The organism is Fastidiosipila sanguinis (assembly GCF_002998295.1).
Lineage (GTDB): Bacteria > Bacillota > Clostridia > Saccharofermentanales > Fastidiosipilaceae > Fastidiosipila > Fastidiosipila sanguinis.
In genome coordinates this window covers 902709-924030 of the sequence record NZ_CP027226.1, presented here as the reverse complement: position 1 = coordinate 924030, position 21322 = coordinate 902709, and the positions used below count along the sequence as shown (strand labels likewise).

Here is a 21322-nt window from a genome sequence, read left to right as displayed (position 1 = left end):
GAGGTATGAATGAAATTAGTAATAGCAGAAAAGCCAAGTGTAGCAGTTACAATTGCAAAAGTAATTGGATCAAGGACAAGAAAAAACGGATATTATGAGGGAGGTGGATACATTGTTTCTTGGTGTGTAGGTCATTTAATTCAAATGGCAAGTCCAGAAAGACACGATGAAAAATGGAAGAAATGGACAATAGACACTCTTCCTATAATTCCAGAAGAATATATTTATGAAGTATCTAAAAGCACTAAGAAACAATATGGAGTTTTAAAGAAACTTTTAAACGATAAGAATATTGACACAGTTATAAATGCTTGTGATGCTGGAAGAGAAGGAGAGCTTATTTTTAGGCTTGTATATAATCAAGCTAAATGTAAGAAGAAGATTCAAAGACTTTGGATATCTTCAATGGAAAATAAAGCTATTGAAGATGGCTTTAGAAATCTTAAAAGTGGAGAAAATTTTGAAGACTTATGTAGATCAGCAAGTGCAAGAGCCATTGCCGATTGGTTGGTAGGAATGAATTTAAGTAGGCTTTATTCTTGCATTTACAAGGAAACATATTCAGTCGGTAGAGTACAAACTCCAACTCTATATTTAATAGCTAAAAGGGATAGTGAAATAAACCTGTTTAAGAAGCAAAAATATTATACAGTTGACCTATCTTATGGAGGATTAAAACTTGTATCAGATAGGATTGATAAAATTGAAGTTGCAGAGCAACTTTTAAACTTGCTAGAAGATGAAATAGTTATTACAGAGGTAGAAGATAAAGAAATAAGCACAAGACCAGATAAACCTTATGATCTCACTACCTTACAAAGAGAAGCAAACAAATATTTTGGATATTCAGCAAATGACACTTTAAACCTGGCACAAGGCTTGTATGAAAAAAAGCTAATCACATATCCAAGAACAGATAGTAGGCATTTAACCGATGATATGGTTAATACTATGAAAGAATTATTAGAAGGATTTGAAGAAGATTTTAAAATCAACGAATCAAACTTTAAGTCTATTTTTAATTCATCTAAGGTTACAGACCACTATGCAATTATTCCTACTATATCAGGCATTGGAAAAGCCAAAGATTTATCTGATAAAGAAAGCAAAATCTATAATCTAATTAAGAATAAATTACTTGCTTCATGTTCGGATAATTTAAAGGAATCTAGCAGAAAAATCAGATATGAATATGATAAATTTAACTTCAATGCAAGTGGCAAGACTGTAATCGATGAGGGTTATACCAAGTATCTAAAGCCTTATGGAAAGGAAAGACAAGAAAATGAATTACCAGATGTAAAGACTGGAGATAAAATTAAGCTCACTTCTAAAAACATATTGGAGAAATTTACCAAAGCTCCAAGTCATTATAATGAAGATACACTTTTAAAGGCTATGGAGAGTGCAGGAGTGGAATCCTTGGATAAAGACATAGAAGTAGAAAGAAAAGGCTTAGGAACACCAGCTACAAGAGCAGGAATTATTGAAAATCTTATCCATAAGGACCTTATAAGAAGAGATAAGAAAAATCTACTTGTAACAGAAAAAGGCAATAGACTTGTATCAATTGTAGAGGATAAGTTTAAGTCGGCAGAAACAACATCTGAATGGGAAATGAAACTTGCAAAGATTAGCTCTGGCGAAGTAGATAAAGAAGACTTTTTAAGAGAAATAGAAGATAGTATAAGGGAGCTTGTAGATAGGTACAAGAATAATCTAAATGAATAAGGTAAAAATATTAGAGCTTTTCGGTGGCATAGGTGCTATTAGAAAGGCTCTTATTAATTTAAAGATACCTTATGAAGTAGTTGATTATGTAGAAATAGATAAGGCTTGTGTTAAATCATACAACGCACTTTATGGAGAAGATTATAAGCCAAAATCAGTAGTAGGATATAAAGCTCCTAATGAGAGGATAGACTTAGTTATGCATGGAAGTCCTTGCCAAGACTTTTCAAGAATTGGAAAAAAGCAGGGAGGAGTTAAAAATTCAGGAACTAGATCAAGCCTACTATTTGAAACAATTAGAATAATAAAAGAAATGAAAGATAAACCTAAATGGATAATTTGGGAAAATGTAAAGGGAGTCCTTGATAGAAATATGAGGGACTCCTTTTTTATTTATCTAAAAGAGCTAGAAAACCTTGGATATAAAAGCAAATATGAAATCTTAAATGCAATGGACTTTGGGATACCTCAAAAAAGGGAGAGGATATTTGTTGTTTCACAATTTGGAGAAAATAACTTTTCTTTTAATAAATTGGAGAGGAAAGAAACAAGACCACTAAGTGAATTTTTAGAAAAGGATGTAAGTGAACTTTACACAATGACTCAACCTTATATGCTGAAATTTTTAAATAAAAGCATAGATAATAGTTTTAGAGGGCGACTGAAAGTGATTAAAGATTTTTCTTATACTATTTCTACAAAACAGATGAGAGTACCCAATTCTGGAATAATAGATATTGGAAAAGGTCAGTACAGGTATTTAACAGAAAGAGAATGCCTAAGACTCATGGGTTTTGATGACAGTGATATTAACAAACTAGAAGAAGCACATCCAAGAAGAAAAAATTGTACTTCAAGCAAGCTATATAAGCAGGCCGGCAATTCAATTGTGGTTGATGTTTTAATGGCTATTATAAAAGAAATTCGTAGAATGGAGGTAGGAAATGCAAGTAAATGATTTTAAGAATATACAAGAAGCTATAAAGTATGAAGTTTTGCAAGATGAAAAAGAATATTTAAAACTCTTAAAGGTTATAGGCAATAATCAGAAGTATGATTTTTCTAGCCAACTAAGTATATACAACAAAGAACCTGAAGCTAGAGCTTGTGCGACTTTTGATATGTGGAAGAAATATTTTGGCAGAGTTGTTATGAGGGGTCAAAAGGGTATTCCAATTTTAGTTGGAAGTGATGTAAACAAAAAAGTTTCATATATTTTTGATGTTAGTCAGACCACATCAATGGATAGGAATATTAATGAGGTTAGCTTATGGCAGTTTGACCACGAAAATCATAACGAGGCTTTAAAAGAAATAATAAGAGATTCTTCATTTGAAGCTAGTGATTCACTCAATGAAAATATATTTTCTTTAAGTCGAATTTATGGAGATGAATATATTAACTTGGCTCTTGCTGATTTGAGAATAGATATAGAGGATAGACTAAGTTTTGAAAAGTTTATGAGGGACTCAATATCCTATGCGGTAGCTAATAGGTTTAATACAGTCTATCCTATGGATATGGAAAATTTAAAAAATAATTTTTCTAGGATTAATACTATTTCTTTAGAACAGATAGGTCTTGTAATATCAAGGGTTAGCGAATCTATTATAGATAGAACAATAGAAAAATCTAAGGAAATAGATCGTGCTAGGCTGCTGACAGAAAGGGCCGATGCCGACTATAATAGAGATATAGAAAATATAAATGAAGATAGAGGAGGTCAAAATGATTTATATAGACGAGATGATAGGTCAAGAAGTAGAGATGGACGAGTTTTCACAGATGGAAGCGACAGAGGAAATAGCAATGAAGATCGAAGAGAAAACCTTGGACATGATGGAGAAGGATCTGGAATTTATGGAGAGATTTCCGAATCCGACATACGCAGTTCTAAGACTGTCTTACCTGGTAGGGAGCGAGGACATGGAGAACTGGAAGAAGCTTCAGGAAATGTACGAGGAGAAAACACTTTTGAACCATCTGAAAAAAATTCAGAATCAGGCAGTGGACTTTATCAAGAGAGAGAAAGTCAAGATGATGAAAGCACAAGGATTGACAGAGAAGATGATGAGAGAGAATCCAGAGGAATACCAAGGACAGATGAACAACTTAATGGCAACAGTGAAGAGAATGGCAATGAAGGAATACGTGGAAGCTTAGAAAATGAAATAAGACAAGAAAAGGAAGCTGATGAAGCTTCTTTTTTTGATGACAAAAACACTGAAAACAGGAAAGATTACTGGATTGTAGAATTTAATGAAAACCACGAATTAGTTCCCGATTATAGTGGACAGATAGTAACTAAAGATTTAATTAATGTCCTAAGACAAAAAGATATAGATGTTAAAGACCATAATCTAACTCATGGAGAAAATGAATTTGGAGAAATGACAGATGATTATATCGGATATTTCAAATTCTATTTTGACCACTATGTAGACGGAGAAGTTGTCGAACATTATAGGATTGACCTTGGTGATGGTGAAGAAGTAAATGAGCGTGAATTTTCATATTTAGAAGAACAAGTTGCACTAAGTGAGGAAAAATCTTTACAAGAAGAAGTTAAAGAAAAGATAGAGCCTAAATTTAAGATAGGGGATCAGGTTAGATATAAAGATAAGGACTTTACTATTACAGATTTTGATGAATTAAGTGGAGGACTTAAAACTATCACTATCAGAGATAATATGGAATATATGGGAGGTATGATTAGGGGTTCGGAGGTAATTCCATATAGAAACGATTCATACCTTGAAGAAATCTTTGAAAATCTAAGTCAAACATCAGAAAAACTAGCAGTAAAGGTTGGTAAGGAATTTATTTTAGAAGATGAGAAGATCTTTGATGGAATTAACTTGATTGAAACTGGAACTAAAGTAGAAATTAATGGGGAAGAATATCCTTTATATAAGGGTGAAACATTTGAAGAAAGTAGAAAGATTGATGACCTTTTAGATAGTGGAAATTACGAGATATACAAATTATTTGAGCATGAAAAACAAATTGAAAGACAAGTAGAGCAAGAAAGCTTTATTGATAACCACAATCCAGAAATTGACCAAATGATGGATAGGTACAATGTCCCAAGAGATTCAGCTGAAAACTTATTGAGGGGAAAAGAAGATTTAAAAAATCTAGGCTATGAACCTAACAAGGAAAGACTAAGTTTTGCTAGAAATTATGACTTGAAAAATCATATCTACTCGGAATACCTTACACCATCAGAAAGACTAGATAAAAATATCAAAGCTATTAAAATGCTAAAAAGACTTGAAAATGAAAATAGGAGTCCAAGAGAGTATGAACAAGCCTATCTTGCTGACTATCTAGGTTGGGGTGGTCTTGCCGATGTCTTTGATGAAGAAAAGGGAGGTCAATGGCTTGAAGCAAGAAATATTTTAAAAGAAAATCTAACAAATGATGAGTATTTGAATGCTAAAGAGTCTACTTTAACATCCTTTTATACACCTAGAGAGGTAATGGATGGAATATATAAGACTCTAACGGATATGGGATTTAAGACTGGGAATATCCTTGAACCGTCTGCGGGAGTTGGTAATTTCATTGGTAATATGCCAAGTGAAATACGAAGCTCTAAAGTTTATGGAGTAGAAAAAGATAGTCTAAGCGGAAGAATAGCAAGAGAACTTTATCCTGAAGCTAATATTCAGATTAAAGGCTTTGAAGAAACAAACTTCTCAAATAACTTTTTCGATTTAGTTATAGGAAATGTTCCCTTTGGTGATTTTAAAGTTAACGATCGTGAATATAACAGAAATAACTTTCTGATTCACGATTATTTTTTTGCAAAGTCAATAGATAAGGTTAGGAATGGAGGAATTATTGCCTTTATAACATCATCTGGAACTATGGATAAAAAAGATGAATCTGTTAGAAAATATATTAATGCAAGATGTGAGTTTTTAGGAGCTATGAGACTTCCTAATACAACATTTAAAGGACTTGCTGGTACAGAAGTTACTTCAGATATTATTTTTCTAAAGAAGAGAGATTCAGTTATAGAAAGAGATGACGATTGGATACACCTAGCGACTGATAAAAAGGGTTTGACCTATAATAAATACTTTATAGATAATCCTCAAATGGTATTAGGGGATATGAAAGAAGTATCTGGCAGATTTGGGAATACTATCACTTGTGATGAAAAAGAAGACGAAAATTTAAAAGATTTAATGGATCTTGCAAGTAAGGAAATATCTTCAAATTCAAAATATGAAGAGGTTGAACTATTGGAAGATGAAGAATTAAGTTTACCAGCGACAGATGATGTTAAGAATTTTTCCTATACCATTATTGATGAAGAGGTCTACCTAAGAGAAAATTCAGTCTTAATTAAGCAGAATATATCAGATAAAAATAAAGAAAAGATAAAAGATTATCTTGATGTAATGAATGCTTTAAAAGATGTAATAGAAAAGCAAAAGGAAGATTTTTCAGACGAAGAAATAAAAGAATCACAAGCAAAGTTAAATGAAGTCTATGATAACTTTTCAAAGAAACATGGATTTATTAACTCCTTATCAAACACTAGAGCCTTAAAGGAAGACTCAAACTTTCCTTTAGTTTCATCAATAGAAATACTTGATGATGAGGATAATTTCAAAGCTAAGAGCGATATATTCTCAAAAAGAACGATCACAAAGGCAAGGGTAGTAGACCATGTAGATACTTCCCTTGAAGCCTTAGTCTTATCAGTTTCACAAAAAGGATATGTAGACTTTGAATATATGGAATCTATCACAAGTAAAGATAGGGACACCTTAATTGGTGAGCTTGAGGGCGAGATATTTTTAGACATTAAGGACATAGACCTAATAAATAACAGAATGCCCTTTGAGAACTTTGACAATGACGATCCATTTCATTTTTCATATGTATCGGCTGATGAATATTTAAGTGGTAATATCAGAGAAAAAATTGGCTACCTCAATTCATATATCGGAGAAATTGAAAATGTAATAGATTTAGCACCTTCTGAAAAGAAAGACACATTATTAAACGAGTTAGGCAAACTCAAATATCAAAGAGAAAAATTACAAGAAGTTATGCCTGAAGAACTAACTGCTTCTGATATAAATGTAAGGTTAGGAGCAACTTGGATACCTCAAAAAGATATAGAAGACTTTACTTTTAATCTTTTAAAAACACCTGGTTATGATAGGTGGAATATAAATGTTAGGTTCTCACCACATACAAGTGAATGGAACATTGAAGGTAAAAGTGTTGATTCAACTAATGACCTTGCTAACATGACTTATGGTACAAATAGAGTGAATGCCTATAAGCTAATTGAAAATGCTCTTAATCTAAAAGATACGAAGGTATTTGACCAAGTAATAAATGATGATGGTTCTAAGACCTCTGTATTAAATAAAAAAGAAACCATGCTTGCAAGTCAAAAGCAAGAACTGATTAAAGAAGAATTTAAGAATTGGATATTTGAAGATCCTGATAGAAGATATAGGCTAGAGAAGATTTATAATGAAAAATTCAATTCAATTAGAAATAGAGAGTTTGATGGCTCTAACTTAACTTTTGATGGAATGAATACTGAAATCAGACTTAGAGAACATCAGAAAAACGCCATAGCAAGGACTCTTTATGGTGGAAATACACTACTTGCCCATGTAGTAGGAGCAGGAAAAACTTTTGAAATGGTAGCTTCTGCTATGGAATCTAAAAAGTTAGGACTTGCAAGTAAGTCATTATTTGTAGTTCCTAACCATCTAACCACTCAAATTGGTAGAGAGTTTATGCAGTTATATCCGTCAGCAAATATTATGGTGGCCGATAAAAAAGACTTTCAACCAAAAAATAGGAAAAGATTTATTGGTAGGATTGCAACGGGAGAATATGATGCAGTTATCATAGGACACTCTCAATTTGAAAAAATATCAATGTCTAAGGAGTATCAGGTAAGGCATATACAAGATCAAATAGATGACATAGTTTCCTTTATTGATGAGAACAAAAGAAATAGAGGGGAAAATTTCACTGTAAAACAACTGGAAAAGACAAAGAAGAAACTCTTGGTAAGACTTGAAAAGCTAAACGATGACTTTAAAAAAGATGATGTAATAACCTTTGAAGAATTAGGAGTAGATAAGTTATTTATAGACGAAGCTCATAATTACAAAAACTTATTCTTGCATACTAAAATGAGAAATGTTGCGGGTATAAGTCAGAGTGAAGCCTTTAAGTCTTCAGATATGTATATGAAATGTAGGTATATGGATGAAATGACAGATGGAAAGGGAGTTGTATTTGCTACTGGTACACCGATATCAAATTCAATGACAGAGCTTTATACCATGCAAAGATATCTTCAATATGACGATTTAAAGGCAAGAGGATTAGAACATTTTGACGCTTGGGCTTCTACTTTTGGAGAAACAGAAAACACCTTTGAATTATCTCCAGAAGGCACTGGATATAGGCAAAAGACAAGATTTTCGAAGTTTTATAACTTGCCAGAGTTGATGTCTATGTTTAAAGAAGTAGCAGATATAAAGACTTCAGATATGTTAAATTTGCCAGTTCCTGAAGCAAATTTTGAAGTTATTAAAACAAAACCTACTGAAGAACAAAAAGAAATATTAGAAGCTATTTCAGAAAGAGCTGACGCAGTTAGAAATAACCAAGTAGAACCAACAGAAGATAATATGTTAAAGATTACAAATGATGGTAAAAAACTTGCCCTTGACCAAAGATTAATAAATCCACTACTACCCGATGATCCTAATTCAAAGGTAAATGTATGTGTAAAAAATATCTTTTCGATCTGGGATAAGACAAAAGAAAATTCATCGACACAATTAGTATTTTCAGATATGTCTACACCAAAAGGAGATGGAGAATTTAATATCTATGATGATATTAGAAACAAGCTAGTGAATATGGGAATACCAAAAGAAGAAATAGCCTTTATCCACGAAGCAGATACAGACAAACAAAAAGATGAACTATTCTCTAAGGTAAGAAGAGGAGAAGTAAGAGTATTATTAGGCTCTACTCAAAAAATGGGAGCAGGTACAAATGTACAGAATAAATTAATAGCCTTACACGATTTAGACGTCCCATGGAGACCGTCTGACCTAGAGCAAAGAAGTGGTAGAATTGTTCGTCAAGGTAATGAAAATGATAAGGTAAATATCTTTAGATATGTCACAGAAAATACCTTTGATTCTTATTTGTGGGTGCGACATGAAGTCGCTTAATTTAACTGTTTGGCATGATGACCAAACCAACTATTCCGTTAGTTGAGCCGAGTATCGACTGCACTTAGGTGTGGTAAGCCGATATTAAAGTAGCCCTACTTGAGGTAAAACCGTGAGGGGATACCGAAACTGCCAGCAACAAGGTGGTTAGGGAGCGAGGCTTGATAATATGGCTAACATATGTGAACTACTGATAAATGTCGTTAAGGCGAACAGGCTAAAGTTGCTGATAAGCCTGAACCAAAATGGTGTGTAGTCGGATAATCCTTTCCACAGTGGGATTACACGGACAAAAAGACTACCGGCAGAGAGGTAGAGCCTAAGTTATCAATGTTAATTAAGTGAAACATGGTAAGCCTGTACTATTGCCATAAGGCAAGGCAAATCGTAAGAAATGCTGATAATGGTGCAGGTAAAGGAGAATGGAAAAAGCGAATGCCATCTTGTAATGAGATGGATAGGGGTTCAAAATTTGCCCTAACTTGAAAGAGTGCAGACTTTCATTTGGTTTTTAATCACAAGAGAACTTGTAGAATTTTTGAAAGGAGAAAGCAAATGAACAGTAAAATGTGTGCTACTACTAACAGAGCTAAAGACTGGGAAAGTATAGATTTTTCTCTAGCAGAAAGCTATGTTAAAAAACTACAAATGCGTATTGTGAAAGCGTGGAAAATGAGTAAATATGGAAAGGTAAAATCTTTACAACATTTACTCACAACTTCATTTTATGCAAAAGCCTTGGCTATTAAGAGGGTAACTGAAAATCAAGGCAAGAAAACAAGTGGTGTAGATGGCGAATTATGGCTAACACCACAGGCAAAGTATAAGGCGATAGAAAAGTTAAATTTAAGAGGATATAAACCTAAGCCTCTTAAAAGAGTGTATATACCAAAGAAAAATGGCAAGAAAAGACCTCTCAGCATTCCTACAATGACAGATAGAGCAATGCAAACCCTATATAAATTTGCACTTGAACCCATAGCAGAAACTACTGCTGACCCTAATTCTTATGGATTTAGGGCAAAAAGATGTACACAAGATGCTATCGAGCAGTGTTTTACATCACTCAATAAAAAGAAATCTGCAAAATGGGTACTTGAGGGAGATATAAAAGGTTGTTTTGATAATATAAGTCATGAATGGATATTAAATAATATCCCAATGAACAAGAAATTATTAAAACTCTGGCTTGAGTGTGGATATATAGAAAAACAAAAACTATTTCCAACAGAAATAGGAAGCCCCCAAGGCTCGCCAATATCACCTATTATTTCCAATATGGTATTAGATGGTTTAGAAAAAGCAATCAAAGAGAAATACCATAGAAGAACAGTAAATAAGAAAACATATTTCCCAAAGGTTAACTTTGTTAGATATGCAGATGATTTCATCGTTACAGGGGAAAGTGCAGAATTGCTTGAAAATGGTGTAAAACCAATCATTGTAAAATTCTTGGCTGAAAGAGGTTTAGAATTATCAGAGGAAAAGACACTCATAACACACATAAATGACGGTTTTGATTTTCTTGGAGTTAATATTAGGATGTATAAAGATAAGTTGCTTACAAAACCATCTGATAAGAACTTCAAGGCTATTGTCGATAAAATCAGACGAATCATAAAAGATAATCCGTCAATGAAACAAGAAATTTTGATTAGAAAATTAAATCCAATCATTATAGGTTGGGTAAACTATCATAAATATAATGTTTCATCTAAAGCCTTTGAAAAACTTGATTATGAAATATATAAAAGCTTGTGGCCCTGGTGCGTTCGTAGACACCCAAAGAAAGGTAGAAAATGGATAGCTAAGAAATACTTCCATACCATTGGAAATAGAACCTGGACTTTCAGTGTAGCAACTGGCGACAAAATGGAAAATGGCGAGAAATACTATCTTCGTCTTAAATATGCTACAGACACTGATATTAAAAGATTTACCAAGATATAAGCTGAAGCAAATCCATTTGATGAAAATTGGCAAATATACTTTGAAGAAAGGGAAGAGTTAAAAATACGAAACGAACTTAAAGGACGTACAGTTATAAATAGACTGTATAAAACGCAAAATGGAATATGCCCTGTTTGTGGAGAGAAAATAACTATTGATACAGACTTTAGAGTACATCAAACAATTCAAAATAACATTACCCTTAAAACTATAGTACACCCTTTGTGTCATAGAAAATTGCATATAAATGATGAAGAAAACACGCTGGCTCTTTAATTAGGGCTTATAAAAACTTGAGCCGTGTGAGGGGAAACTCTCATGCACGGTTCTTAGAGGGGAAAGGGATAGTAATATCCCCGACCTACTCGACCAGACAATAGAGAATAAGCAGAAATTCATATCCCAAATTATGACATCAAAAACTCCAGTAAGAGTTGCTGAAGATGTTGATGAAGCAAGTCTATCTTATTCAGAAATTAAGGCTTTGGCTACAGGCAATCCTCTAATTAAAGAAAAAATGGATTTAGATAACGAAGTTACAAAGCTAAAAATGCTGGAAGCAAACTACAAGTCTAATAAATACAAGCTTGAAGATAAGGTAAATAAAATTTATCCTCAAAGTATTTTAAAAACTGAAATGGAAATACAAGCAGTTAAAGAAGATATTGCAAGTGTTGAGAAATTAGGAGAAGGAGATAGCAAATTTACCTCAATAAGTCTTGGTGCAAATAAGATTTTAGATAAGAAAGAGGCTGGAGAGAAACTATTAGAAGAAATAAAAAAGGTAAAGATAAATGATAGCAAGGTCATTGGTAAATATAGAAATTTAGACTTACAAGTTTCATATAACTTTATGACTAATACTCACACCTTTAAACTCCTAGGAAGTGCAGAATATTTCGGAGAGTTTTCAAACTCTACTGATGGTAATATAACAAGGCTTGATAATGCAATTGAAAAAATGCCTGCAAGACTTGAAAGGTTGAATCAAAACCTTGAAAACTATAAAGAATCTTTAGAAAATGCTAAAGTAGAATTGACAAAACCATTTGAAAAAGCAGATGAGTTAAGGGATAAGACACTAAGACTAGCTGAGATTAATAAACTTTTAGATATGGGAGAAGTAGAAGAATTAGAAAACCAATCACCACTATTAGAAGATTTAAAGAGGGCGATAGTCGATTATTCTAACTACGAGTTTTCAGAATCTAATAGCTATGACGATTTTGACAAACTATACCCAGATTTAAGCCATATAGGACTTGCCTATACAGAAACACCTGATGGTAAGCACTCGATTCAATATGAGGTAAATTTGGAAGAAAAAACATGGACTCAGTATGTAGATAATGTAGCTATTAGAACAGAATCTTTTGTAGAAGAAGATATATCTAATTCACAAGCTCTTAAAGATATGACCGAAGCCATAAAGATGTCAAGTTTTGATGATCTGGTATCAGTAGATGAAGAAGATTTAAAACAAGCTCTAGGACTAGAAATAGATGATGACGGAAACTTCTATGATCCACTAGCAAAAGATCTTGATAATGACGGAATACCAGATAGGTATGACAATGATTTTAAAGATAGTGATTACTTTGAATCAACTTATGATGTAGAGGATAATCTTCACGCAAGGGAAGAGAAACCATCAATATTGGGACAAATATCAAAATTCAAATCAGAAGAAGAAAAAGATAAAAATCAAGAAAAAAACGAAAAAGGACAAGAAAGATAGAGGAGGGCGAATAGCTCTCCTTATTTAATACAAGGAGGAAATTATGGAATACAAAGATATTAGAGAAAACTTAGAAGAAATGATGAATGATAATTACAAGGATTTTATAAAAGCACTTGTGAGTATAGAAAAAGGTGTTAATGATGAAAAGGCACTTGAAGAAGTCTATGTTTTATTTATGATCAAAGACACAACAGGTCTATTAAATGATGACTTTGACTATATGATTGATGATATGAAAGAACAAGGTAAGATTGTTGAAAATACCAATGAACTTGAAGAAAAAGACGACCTCATAAATCTCGTGGGAAATATAGCTGGAAAATTAGAAAATCTTGAAAGAGAAAATGCTAATGGAGAAAAGTTCAAGGTAAGCAACTTTTCAATTGTTTCAAAAGATGATGATGGGAATAAAGTTTATACCAATTGTTCAGCCTATGGAGATAAGACAAAAGATATAGAGAACCTAAAACAAGGAGATTTTGTTAAAATCTTCGGACAAGTAAAAACAAGCATTGATAACAACGGAAAGGAACATAAAAATGTCCGTATTTTGTCTTCTAAGCTCTTAAAGGCAAAAGAACAAGTAAAGAGTCAAGATAAAGATAAAAAGTCCATATTAGGGCAAATAAAAAGCTTTAAGACAGATGACAAAGCTAAGTCAAACAAGAAAGACCATAGCAAAGGTGCAGAAAGATAAATGTCGGCAGTCTTCGGACTGCCTTTATTTTTTTGTAAATTTGCAGTATTTACTCATATAAATAAGTTCTAAATGCTCTAAGATAAATACATAAGAAAATAAGTCTTATTGATAGGAGGTTTATAAATGAATGTAATTGAAGTGAAAAACATGAGTAAAAATTTTAAAAACAAGAAGCTTTTTAATAATTTTTCTCTAGAAATTGAAGCTAATACAGTCCATGCCCTTGTTGGTCCTAATGGCGCTGGTAAGACTTCTCTGCTTAGGATACTCACTGGTCTTTATGAATAAGATGGTGGCGAAATTAAGATTAAGGGAAATCATGCAATGTTACTTGAAAATGACTATCTGTATGAAGATAAAACTGGGCTAGAAAATATTAAATTATACGGTGTGTATTTCGATTATGGTTTAGATTCTTATCAAAAATATTCTGACTTGTTAGAAATTACAAATGATCTGGGTAGAAATGTTTCGACATATTCTAAGGGTATGAAGAGAAAATTATCTTTGTTAATTATTGTAATGATGAATAGAGAGATAATATTTTTAGATGAGGTAACTAGTGGGGTAGACTCAATCTCAAGAGTCGAGATAAGAAAGCTTTTAGATAAAAATGCCCCACTTATGTCTCTTATGGCACTTAACTATAAACCATTATGGATACAGTTAGCAAAAAAAGGATTAAAGAAAACAGATGTAATAGCTATGGCAGGACTAACAACAAATGTTATGGCACAAATGGGCAAGGATAAACCAATAACAATGAAAAACATAGAAAAGATATGTAGAGCTCTATCTTGCACTCCTAATGATATTATTAGTTTTGAAGATGAATTTGAGAGATAGATTTAAAACGGAACAGATATGTATTAAAATATAAAAATTATCATTTAAAATGGTTAAAACACTTGACCATTTTTTAAATTTGTGATATACTCAAAGTGAAGATAATCAAAGTTACAAAAATAAAAAAATAAATGAAACTGCAATTTACATAGGAGGTAAGATAGTTGGAATTTTCAGATGGTGAACTACTAGTAATGGAAGAGTTGTGGAAAGGTGATATATTAGATGAAAATGGAGAAATTCAAGCCTTAGCCTTATCAAAAATATTAATGGAAAGGCACAATATAAGCAAAACATCTTGCTACACATTTTTTGGAAGATTAGTAGAAAAAGGGGCGATAGCTAGGAGGTATCCTAAATATACAATTAGGGTTCTTGTATCAAGGGAAGATGCTCTTTTGAATAAGCAAAAAGAAGCCTTTCATAAACTTTTTAAAGGATCGCTTTTAAATATGTGTAAAACGTTTTTGCAAAATGAAAAAGTTACAAAAGAAGAAATAGAAGAAATGAAACAATTAATAGATAGCTTTGACGTAGAGGACCAAGAGGAAGACAAGGATGGCAATAAGTCTAGTTAGGGTAATTACACTAGAAAAGTTTATAAAAAGTCTTTTTTTACTAGTAGTTATTCTATTAGTTAGACCAATCTTAAATAAAAAAACATTCAGGTCAGCAAGTACTATTTTGTGGATAGTATTATTAATCTATTTAACAAGTCCCTATGAACTTATGATAGGAATAGATTGTGTCAAGGAAAATGGTATCTTAACATATTTGCTAGGTTTAATAAATCTTTTTAATTCTTGCTTATGCTGGTTAATAAATAAACTAGGCTATATATTTTTTAAGTTAAATCGACTAATAGGATTTATTTTGATTTTTACTTACCTAGGAATAAAAATTTATAAATTTCATAAAGTTATGAAAGGCTCTACCCTTACCCATAATACTTCATGCAAAGAAAAAATAAGTGAATTTGGATTAAAAAGAAAAGTGAGGATTTATATAAATAACAGTTTTAAAACACCCCTTACCTTTGGAATTTTAAGACCTAGGATAATCCTACAAGATCATATCTTAGCTGATGAGAAATTACTAGACCATGTTTTGATCCATGAACTAATGCATATAAAGAAATTTCATATCCTACTTAACCACCTGGTAAATATTGTAGCCTGCCTATATTGGTACAATCCACTCTTATGGCTAAGCTTAAAATATATAGACCAAGATATAGAAATAAATTGCGATAAGCTAGTGGTTCAACAATTAGGCGACACAATAAAAAATAGAAAAGAATATTGCATATCAATGCTAAAATTATTAGAAATAAAAAGCAATACAAATAATTTTGTTTTAAATTTAAACCCAAATAAAGAAAGGATGCTTATTATGAAAAAATGGAAAAAGACACTTGCAGGTTTGATGGTTTTTATGTTTGCGTTTACATTTTGTTTACCGGTATTTGCCAATGTGACCGACCTAAATCAAGATAGGATTGATACAAAAGGTGAAATAGTCACTAATATTAACTCGGAATTTGGAGATAGGGTTCAAATAATAAGTGACAAAGAGTATCAAAAGTTAGAATTAGGAGAAGTATCGAGGACAGGTCTTAGAGCAGCAAATGTTGATGAGAATATAAGATTAAGTAGATTTGATAAGATAGACTATGAATTTAACATGGATACCTGGACAGGTCCAGTTCATGATGGTTTTACAGTTAGATTAAAAGATATGTCTTGCTCAGGTGGAATTAAATATCAGGTAATTATTGAAGAAGATGGAAAAATTATATATAACAAATTTTTTTCTTCAGACTCAATATTAAAGGTTAAGGCTAATAGAGGAAGTAGATATGTTGTTACGATTGATAATGAATCAAATAAAACATTATCAGGAAAGGTAAAGATAAACTCATATGTAAGATAGATAGGAGGTGAAATAATGGATTTAAATCCTATGAGATATAGTAATGGCGATTAGTTTAGATGCTATATTCTATAATATAGCTAGAAACAACAGTTGGAAAAATAGATAATATTTGATCTTAATGTCAAATATATTGAGGTCAGACAAAATTATATGAGGAGGTTAGAAATGAAGAGAAGATTTACTCTATTAATAGCCATGGTGATGCTGTTAACAGCAATGGCAACAAATGTATTTGCTTCATCAGCAAATAATAACTCAAAAGTCAGCCCTAAAGAATGGCAAGAATGGTTTAATGGTCTAAGTAAAGAGGAACAATTAAGTGTAAACTATGAGCCTGCATCATCAGTTGATAAAAACACTAAGACAAACTATGATTCAGAATCAGCAAATAATTCGAATATAATTTTCAAATCAAAAATTGAAAATTTAGAACATTTTACTTCAAGGGAAAAAAGTGTTGAATTATATAACTTTAATGACAGTGCTTCAAACAATCTATTTGGCCAATATACTGACATTGAAGGTAATAAATATGGACCCAACGATATGTGCATAGTGAATGATAAAATTTATATTTTAGATACAGCCAAGAATTCTGTGATAGTTACTAAAAATTCAGAAGTGGAAAGGATATACGATTTATCAAAATTCAACATTCAGCCTTATATGCTTGAAGTAGAAAATGGCATGATATATGTACTGGATATAACTAATAGTAAAGTACTGGTTATCAAAGAAAATGGTTCAGAAAACATTTATGATATTCAATTAGAGAATAACTTAGCCGTTCCTTCCTTTGGCGTTTCGGATGGAAACATTTATATCACTTATGTTGGTGAAGAAGAATATACGAATGTTTATGCCTTAGATATAAATGATTCAATATATAAAAGCACCAAAAAATTATTGGGACGATATTTAAATGGTTACACTTATAGTTTTGTCCGCGATAGTCAGCCCTATGAAAATCATTCTGGAACGATGATAATCTCAAATGAAGATAGTTTATCGCAAGTAAAATTAGAACTATATTCTGGAAATTTGCTTTTAGGAGCTAGTTTTTTAGGGGTGGATGAAAACAATAATCTAGTAATAAAAACAAAAGAATACAATCCTGATATAAATCAGGAGCCAGTTCAATTCGTAAAAAAAATTGACAAACTTGGTAATATTCTCAGTGAAGAAATAGAAGCAAATAAATTAGAAATTCTTAGAAATACGATATTTAAAGATGGAAAAGTTTATTCAATAGATAATGACGGAAGTTATTTAACAATTGCATCTAAAGAAATAGTTTCCCAGCCTTTATCTAATCAAATTAGAGAGTTTAATATTGGCTCAAAGGATGTGGAAGAAATTTCTGGCGAACTTAGATATGCAGGAATTACTCGTTCTCAGATTATGAATAATGCAAAATCATATCATACATCTTTTTGGTGGAACTGTAACAATACAAATATTTCGCCAATGAGAAATTATACAAAACCAAGATTTATAAATCAAGGGGCAGGAAGTTATAATACCATGCCATATTGCTGGGGTGGATTTGACTCAAGATCACAGTTTAATAATGGCCTTGCACGTGGTGGAAGGGCTGGTAATATAAACACTTCTACTTCCGGAAAAGTTTATAACACCTATGGCTTGGATTGTTCTGGATACGTGTCTCGTTGCTGGGGATATGGTCAAAAGTTAAGTACAAGAAGTATTGTTAATGTATCAAGGCAAATTCCTTATTCTAGCTTACGACAAGGTGACGCTTTGAATAATCCAGGGCACCATGTTATGCTTTTTGATAGATTTGATAGTAATGGAGATTATGTATTATATGAGGCAACCCTACTAAATGGATATGATCGAGTATCCCATACAATAAGATCAAGAGCGTCAGTGGAGGGGAATTATGCGGCTATTAGATATCAAGAATTATAATTTAAGTACAGGAATTGAAAGAAAAGTTACAAAATATTTATGGATATTAGTTGCTTTACTCATCTTTCAAGCTTTAGTACCTATAAATGATGTTTTTGCAATTTCTAAAGATCCAAATATTTATATTCATAATCAAATTGTAAAAACGGATGTAGTTCCATTTATTAAAAATGAAAGAACTATGGTTCCTTTGAGGATAATTTCAGAAAATCTCGGGTACAATGTTCAATGGAATCAGAAAAAACAAGAAGTAAAAGTATCAGACAGAAATTTAGAAGTAAAGCTATATATTGGGAAGAAAGAAATAATTAACAATAATCATAAAGAAGTCCTCGATGTTGCTCCCCTAATTAAAAACGACAGAACTTTCGTACCATTACGATGTATTGCAGAAGCTTTTAATCAAGTTGTAATCTGGGATCAAAAGGCAAGAAATGTTCATATTACTAGGGAAAAGGATATACCTAGTAACAAAAACGATTATATTGGACGGTTTGTATTAATTAATAGTATAGATGTATCTAGCTCAAAAGGTGATAAAAAATCTCCAGAGAGTTTAAGAATAGGTGATGTTGGTTTAATTCTTAAAAGTGAAGGGGATTATTTATACATTGATCTAATAAAACCCCAAGGAGAAGCAACTGAAGATTGGTCTTTTGCCAAAGGATATGTTTTGAAGAAAGATTGTATTTTAAATCCAAGACCTAATGAGCTTGATTTGATTTCTAATGTATGTAGATTAAAAAATGGACAAATTAAAGTCCAAGATTCTATAAACGGAGAAACCTACGAGGTAGACGGAAATAGATTTGCAAACATTAAGAGAAAAGAAAAGAACCAACTATTAATAGAAATGCCTGGTGGTGCAAATAGCGCATGGGTTTCAAAGAACGATGTTGATTTTGGTTTAGAGTACTTCACAGGAAATCTTAATAATTAATTTATTTATGGCAAGAGATTTTTGTGAGCGAAATCTAAATACGTTCAAAAGATATTGAGAGGAAAAGCATCTAGAAAATTCTGGGTGCTTTTTTGATGCCTAAAATTAAGGAGGTGAGATATTGGCAAATAGAATAAAAGGGGATAACTGTTGAGATTGGTGGGGACACTAGCAAATTACAAACGGCTCTAAAACATGTTAATACGGAGATAAAACATACTCAATCAGAACTGCGTGATGTTAACAAACTTCTTAAACTTGATCCTGGCAATACTGAACTTATCTCACAAAAGCATAAGCTATTAGTACAGACCATAGAAGAACAATTAAAAAGAAAGAAGCAAAAAGAAATATAAAATCATCATAGAAACATAAATGATATTTCAAAAGACATAAAATTTTAATAATGAAACTTTGAAAGGGATAGCAAAAATGTTATCTCTTTTTTTATTACAATAAAGGAAATAAGTATGAAAAAATTAGAACAAATAAGACAAGAGACAAAAGACATAAAAGATAAAATTGACGATACAGAAGAAAGATTAAGGCAACTAAAAAACCAAGAAAAAAAACGACAAGAGAGGTAAAGGAGGGCGAAAGGCTCTCCTTATTTAGTACAAGGAGGAAATTGGGAAATATAACTGGAAAATTAGAAAATCTTGAAAGAGAAAATGCTAATGGAGAAAAGTTCAAGGTAAGTAACTTTTCTCTTGTTTCTAAAGATGATGATGGTAATAAAATTTATACCAATTGTTCAGTATATGGAGATAAGACAAAAGATATAGAGAACCTAAAACAAGGAGATTTTGTTAAAATATTTGGTCAAGTAAAAACAAGCATTGATAATAACAGCAAGGAAGATAAAAATGTTCGTATTTTGTCTTCTAAGCTCTTAAAGGCAAAAGAACAAGTAAAGAGTCAAGATAAGAATAAAAAGTCCATATTAGGGCAAATAAAAAGCTTTAAGACAGACGATAAAACTAAATCTAATAAGAAAGACCATAGCAAAGGCGTAGAGAGGTAAATATCGGCAGTCTTCGGACTGCCTTTATTTTTTTTGCTATATTTAAACAGATTGTATAATGACGACATAAGTTGAGAGTGTAGTATTGATGTCAAGAAAATAAGATAAGAGGTTATAAGACTGTTGAAATCAATGGCTTTTAGTATTTTAGAAGAAATCTTAAAAGTCATTTTTCTATTTGAAAAATACCTTGTGGAAACATATTAATAGTAAAAATCGTAGGGGTGTGTAGACAGGATAGATATTTGAAGTTGTGTGGACAGGATGGTTTAAAACATAAAGTAAAAGATAATAAATACTACTAATGGAGTATAGCCTGAGAAAAACATTAAAAATGCAATATATTTGATTTAGTGGTAAAATAGATTTAGTGAAATACTTATTGTGTTATCAATTTTTTAAATTGTGCAATAAAAAGGGGTGTGTAGAGTTGAATATAGTTGAACTAAAAGATATTGGTAAAAATTATGGGAAGAAAGTTGCCTTAAAATCGGTGAACTTACAAATACCAGAAGGGATTTATGGTATCTTGGGAAACAATGGAGCTGGTAAAACAACTCTATTACGTATGATAACCAACGTAATGAAACCTTCGACAGGTGAGATTCTTTGGAATGACAATAATATTATGTCCATTCAAGATGCGTATAGAGATGAAATAGGATACGTTCCGCAAGAGTTTTCAGTTCATCCTGCCTATACAGCAAAAGATTTTTTATCTTACATAGGAGCGCTTAAAGGATTAAGAAATAAGGAATTAAAAACGAGAATTGAAGAGGTCTTGGATTTTGTTAACTTGTCTGATGTGGCAGATAAAAAGGTGTATAGTTTTTCAGGGGGAATGAAGCGTCGAGTTGGAATTGCACAAGCGATATTAAATGATCCGAGCATTCTAGTTTTAGATGAGCCAACAGCAGGATTAGATCCAAAAGAAAGAAATAGGTTTTCTAATATTATCAGTAAGATGAGTAGTGAAAAAATTATTTTATTTTCTACTCATATTATCTCCGATATCGATGCTATTACCTCGAAGGTGATTCTTGTAAACAACGGTGCAGTGAGTGACATTAAAAAGGTTTCTGAATTGGTAGATTCTATTCATAATATATACGAGATTACAGTTAACACAGATACCTTTGAAGAATTAAGAAAAGATATTTTTATTATACGTATTAAAGTAATTGATGGGGGGATGATTGTACGCTATCATGGGCCAAAAGTTGAAGGGGCTACTGAAGTCAATAGTAATTTAGAGGATTATTTTATTGTAAAAGGAGATTGA

Annotated in this window: 12 protein-coding genes and 5 pseudogenes; all 17 read left to right on the top strand. The window is 31.9% G+C overall.

Annotated features, from left to right (window positions below; all coding sequences use genetic code 11):
- Positions 1-9: 9 nt before the first annotated feature.
- Positions 10-1731 (top strand): DNA topoisomerase 3, encoded by a 1722-nt coding sequence (locus C5Q98_RS03975; protein ID WP_106012407.1) that lies wholly within the window; start codon positions 10-12, stop codon positions 1729-1731.
- Positions 1724-2689, top strand: a complete 966-nt coding sequence (locus C5Q98_RS03970) for a DNA cytosine methyltransferase (protein ID WP_106012406.1) — start codon at positions 1724-1726, stop codon at positions 2687-2689. Before C5Q98_RS03975 ends, C5Q98_RS03970 begins: the two co-directional genes overlap by 8 nt.
- Entirely contained in the window at positions 2676-8972 is a 6297-nt protein-coding gene (locus tag C5Q98_RS07905) for a helicase-related protein (protein ID WP_106012405.1), read from the top strand. The genes C5Q98_RS03970 and C5Q98_RS07905 overlap by 14 nt, the downstream gene beginning before the upstream one ends.
- A 555-nt stretch (positions 8973-9527) precedes the next feature.
- A complete protein-coding gene (gene ltrA / locus C5Q98_RS03960) occupies positions 9528-10922 on the top strand; it encodes a group II intron reverse transcriptase/maturase (protein ID WP_479723659.1) in 1395 nt (464 codons plus the stop codon).
- Between the two features lie 370 nt (positions 10923-11292).
- Positions 11293-11424, top strand: a pseudogene (locus tag C5Q98_RS07900) (helicase); the annotation flags it as partial.
- Positions 11425-12703: 1279 nt separating this feature from the next.
- On the top strand, positions 12704-13360 hold the full coding sequence (locus tag C5Q98_RS03950) for a DNA-binding protein (protein WP_106012403.1): 657 nt from the start codon (positions 12704-12706) through the stop codon (positions 13358-13360).
- Positions 13361-13486: 126 nt separating this feature from the next.
- Positions 13487-13915 (top strand): annotated as a pseudogene (locus C5Q98_RS07880) (ATP-binding cassette domain-containing protein); the annotation flags it as partial.
- A complete protein-coding gene (locus C5Q98_RS07800; RefSeq protein WP_479723664.1) occupies positions 13889-14209 on the top strand; it encodes a helix-turn-helix domain-containing protein in 321 nt (106 codons plus the stop codon). The pseudogene C5Q98_RS07880 and the gene C5Q98_RS07800, both read left to right, overlap by 27 nt.
- A gap of 164 nt (positions 14210-14373) precedes the next feature.
- Positions 14374-14787 carry a BlaI/MecI/CopY family transcriptional regulator gene (locus tag C5Q98_RS03935; RefSeq protein WP_106012402.1) on the top strand — a complete coding sequence of 138 codons (414 nt, stop codon included), beginning with the start codon at positions 14374-14376 and terminating at the stop codon, positions 14785-14787.
- A pseudogene (locus tag C5Q98_RS07875) lies at positions 14768-15556 on the top strand (M56 family metallopeptidase); the annotation flags it as partial. The gene C5Q98_RS03935 and the pseudogene C5Q98_RS07875, both read left to right, overlap by 20 nt.
- Positions 15557-15601: 45 nt before the next feature.
- Positions 15602-16141, top strand: a complete 540-nt coding sequence (locus C5Q98_RS07795) for a hypothetical protein (protein WP_242967339.1) — start codon at positions 15602-15604, stop codon at positions 16139-16141.
- Between the two features lie 168 nt (positions 16142-16309).
- Positions 16310-18076 (top strand): NHL repeat-containing protein, encoded by a 1767-nt coding sequence (locus C5Q98_RS03925; RefSeq protein ID WP_106012400.1) that lies wholly within the window; start codon positions 16310-16312, stop codon positions 18074-18076.
- A complete protein-coding gene (locus C5Q98_RS03920; protein ID WP_106012399.1) occupies positions 18048-19016 on the top strand; it encodes a copper amine oxidase N-terminal domain-containing protein in 969 nt (322 codons plus the stop codon). The genes C5Q98_RS03925 and C5Q98_RS03920 overlap by 29 nt, the downstream gene beginning before the upstream one ends.
- Before the next feature lie 121 nt (positions 19017-19137).
- A pseudogene (locus tag C5Q98_RS07870) lies at positions 19138-19339 on the top strand (hypothetical protein); the annotation flags it as partial.
- 147 nt (positions 19340-19486) lie between these two features.
- Positions 19487-19588: pseudogene (locus C5Q98_RS07895) on the top strand (DUF3847 domain-containing protein); the annotation flags it as partial.
- A gap of 56 nt (positions 19589-19644) precedes the next feature.
- Complete coding sequence (locus C5Q98_RS03910) at positions 19645-20040, top strand: hypothetical protein (RefSeq protein WP_106012398.1); 396 nt, start codon at positions 19645-19647, stop codon at positions 20038-20040.
- A 430-nt stretch (positions 20041-20470) separates the two neighbouring features.
- Positions 20471-21322, top strand: coding sequence for an ABC transporter ATP-binding protein (locus C5Q98_RS03905; protein WP_242967337.1), 852 nt, complete (start codon positions 20471-20473; stop codon positions 21320-21322).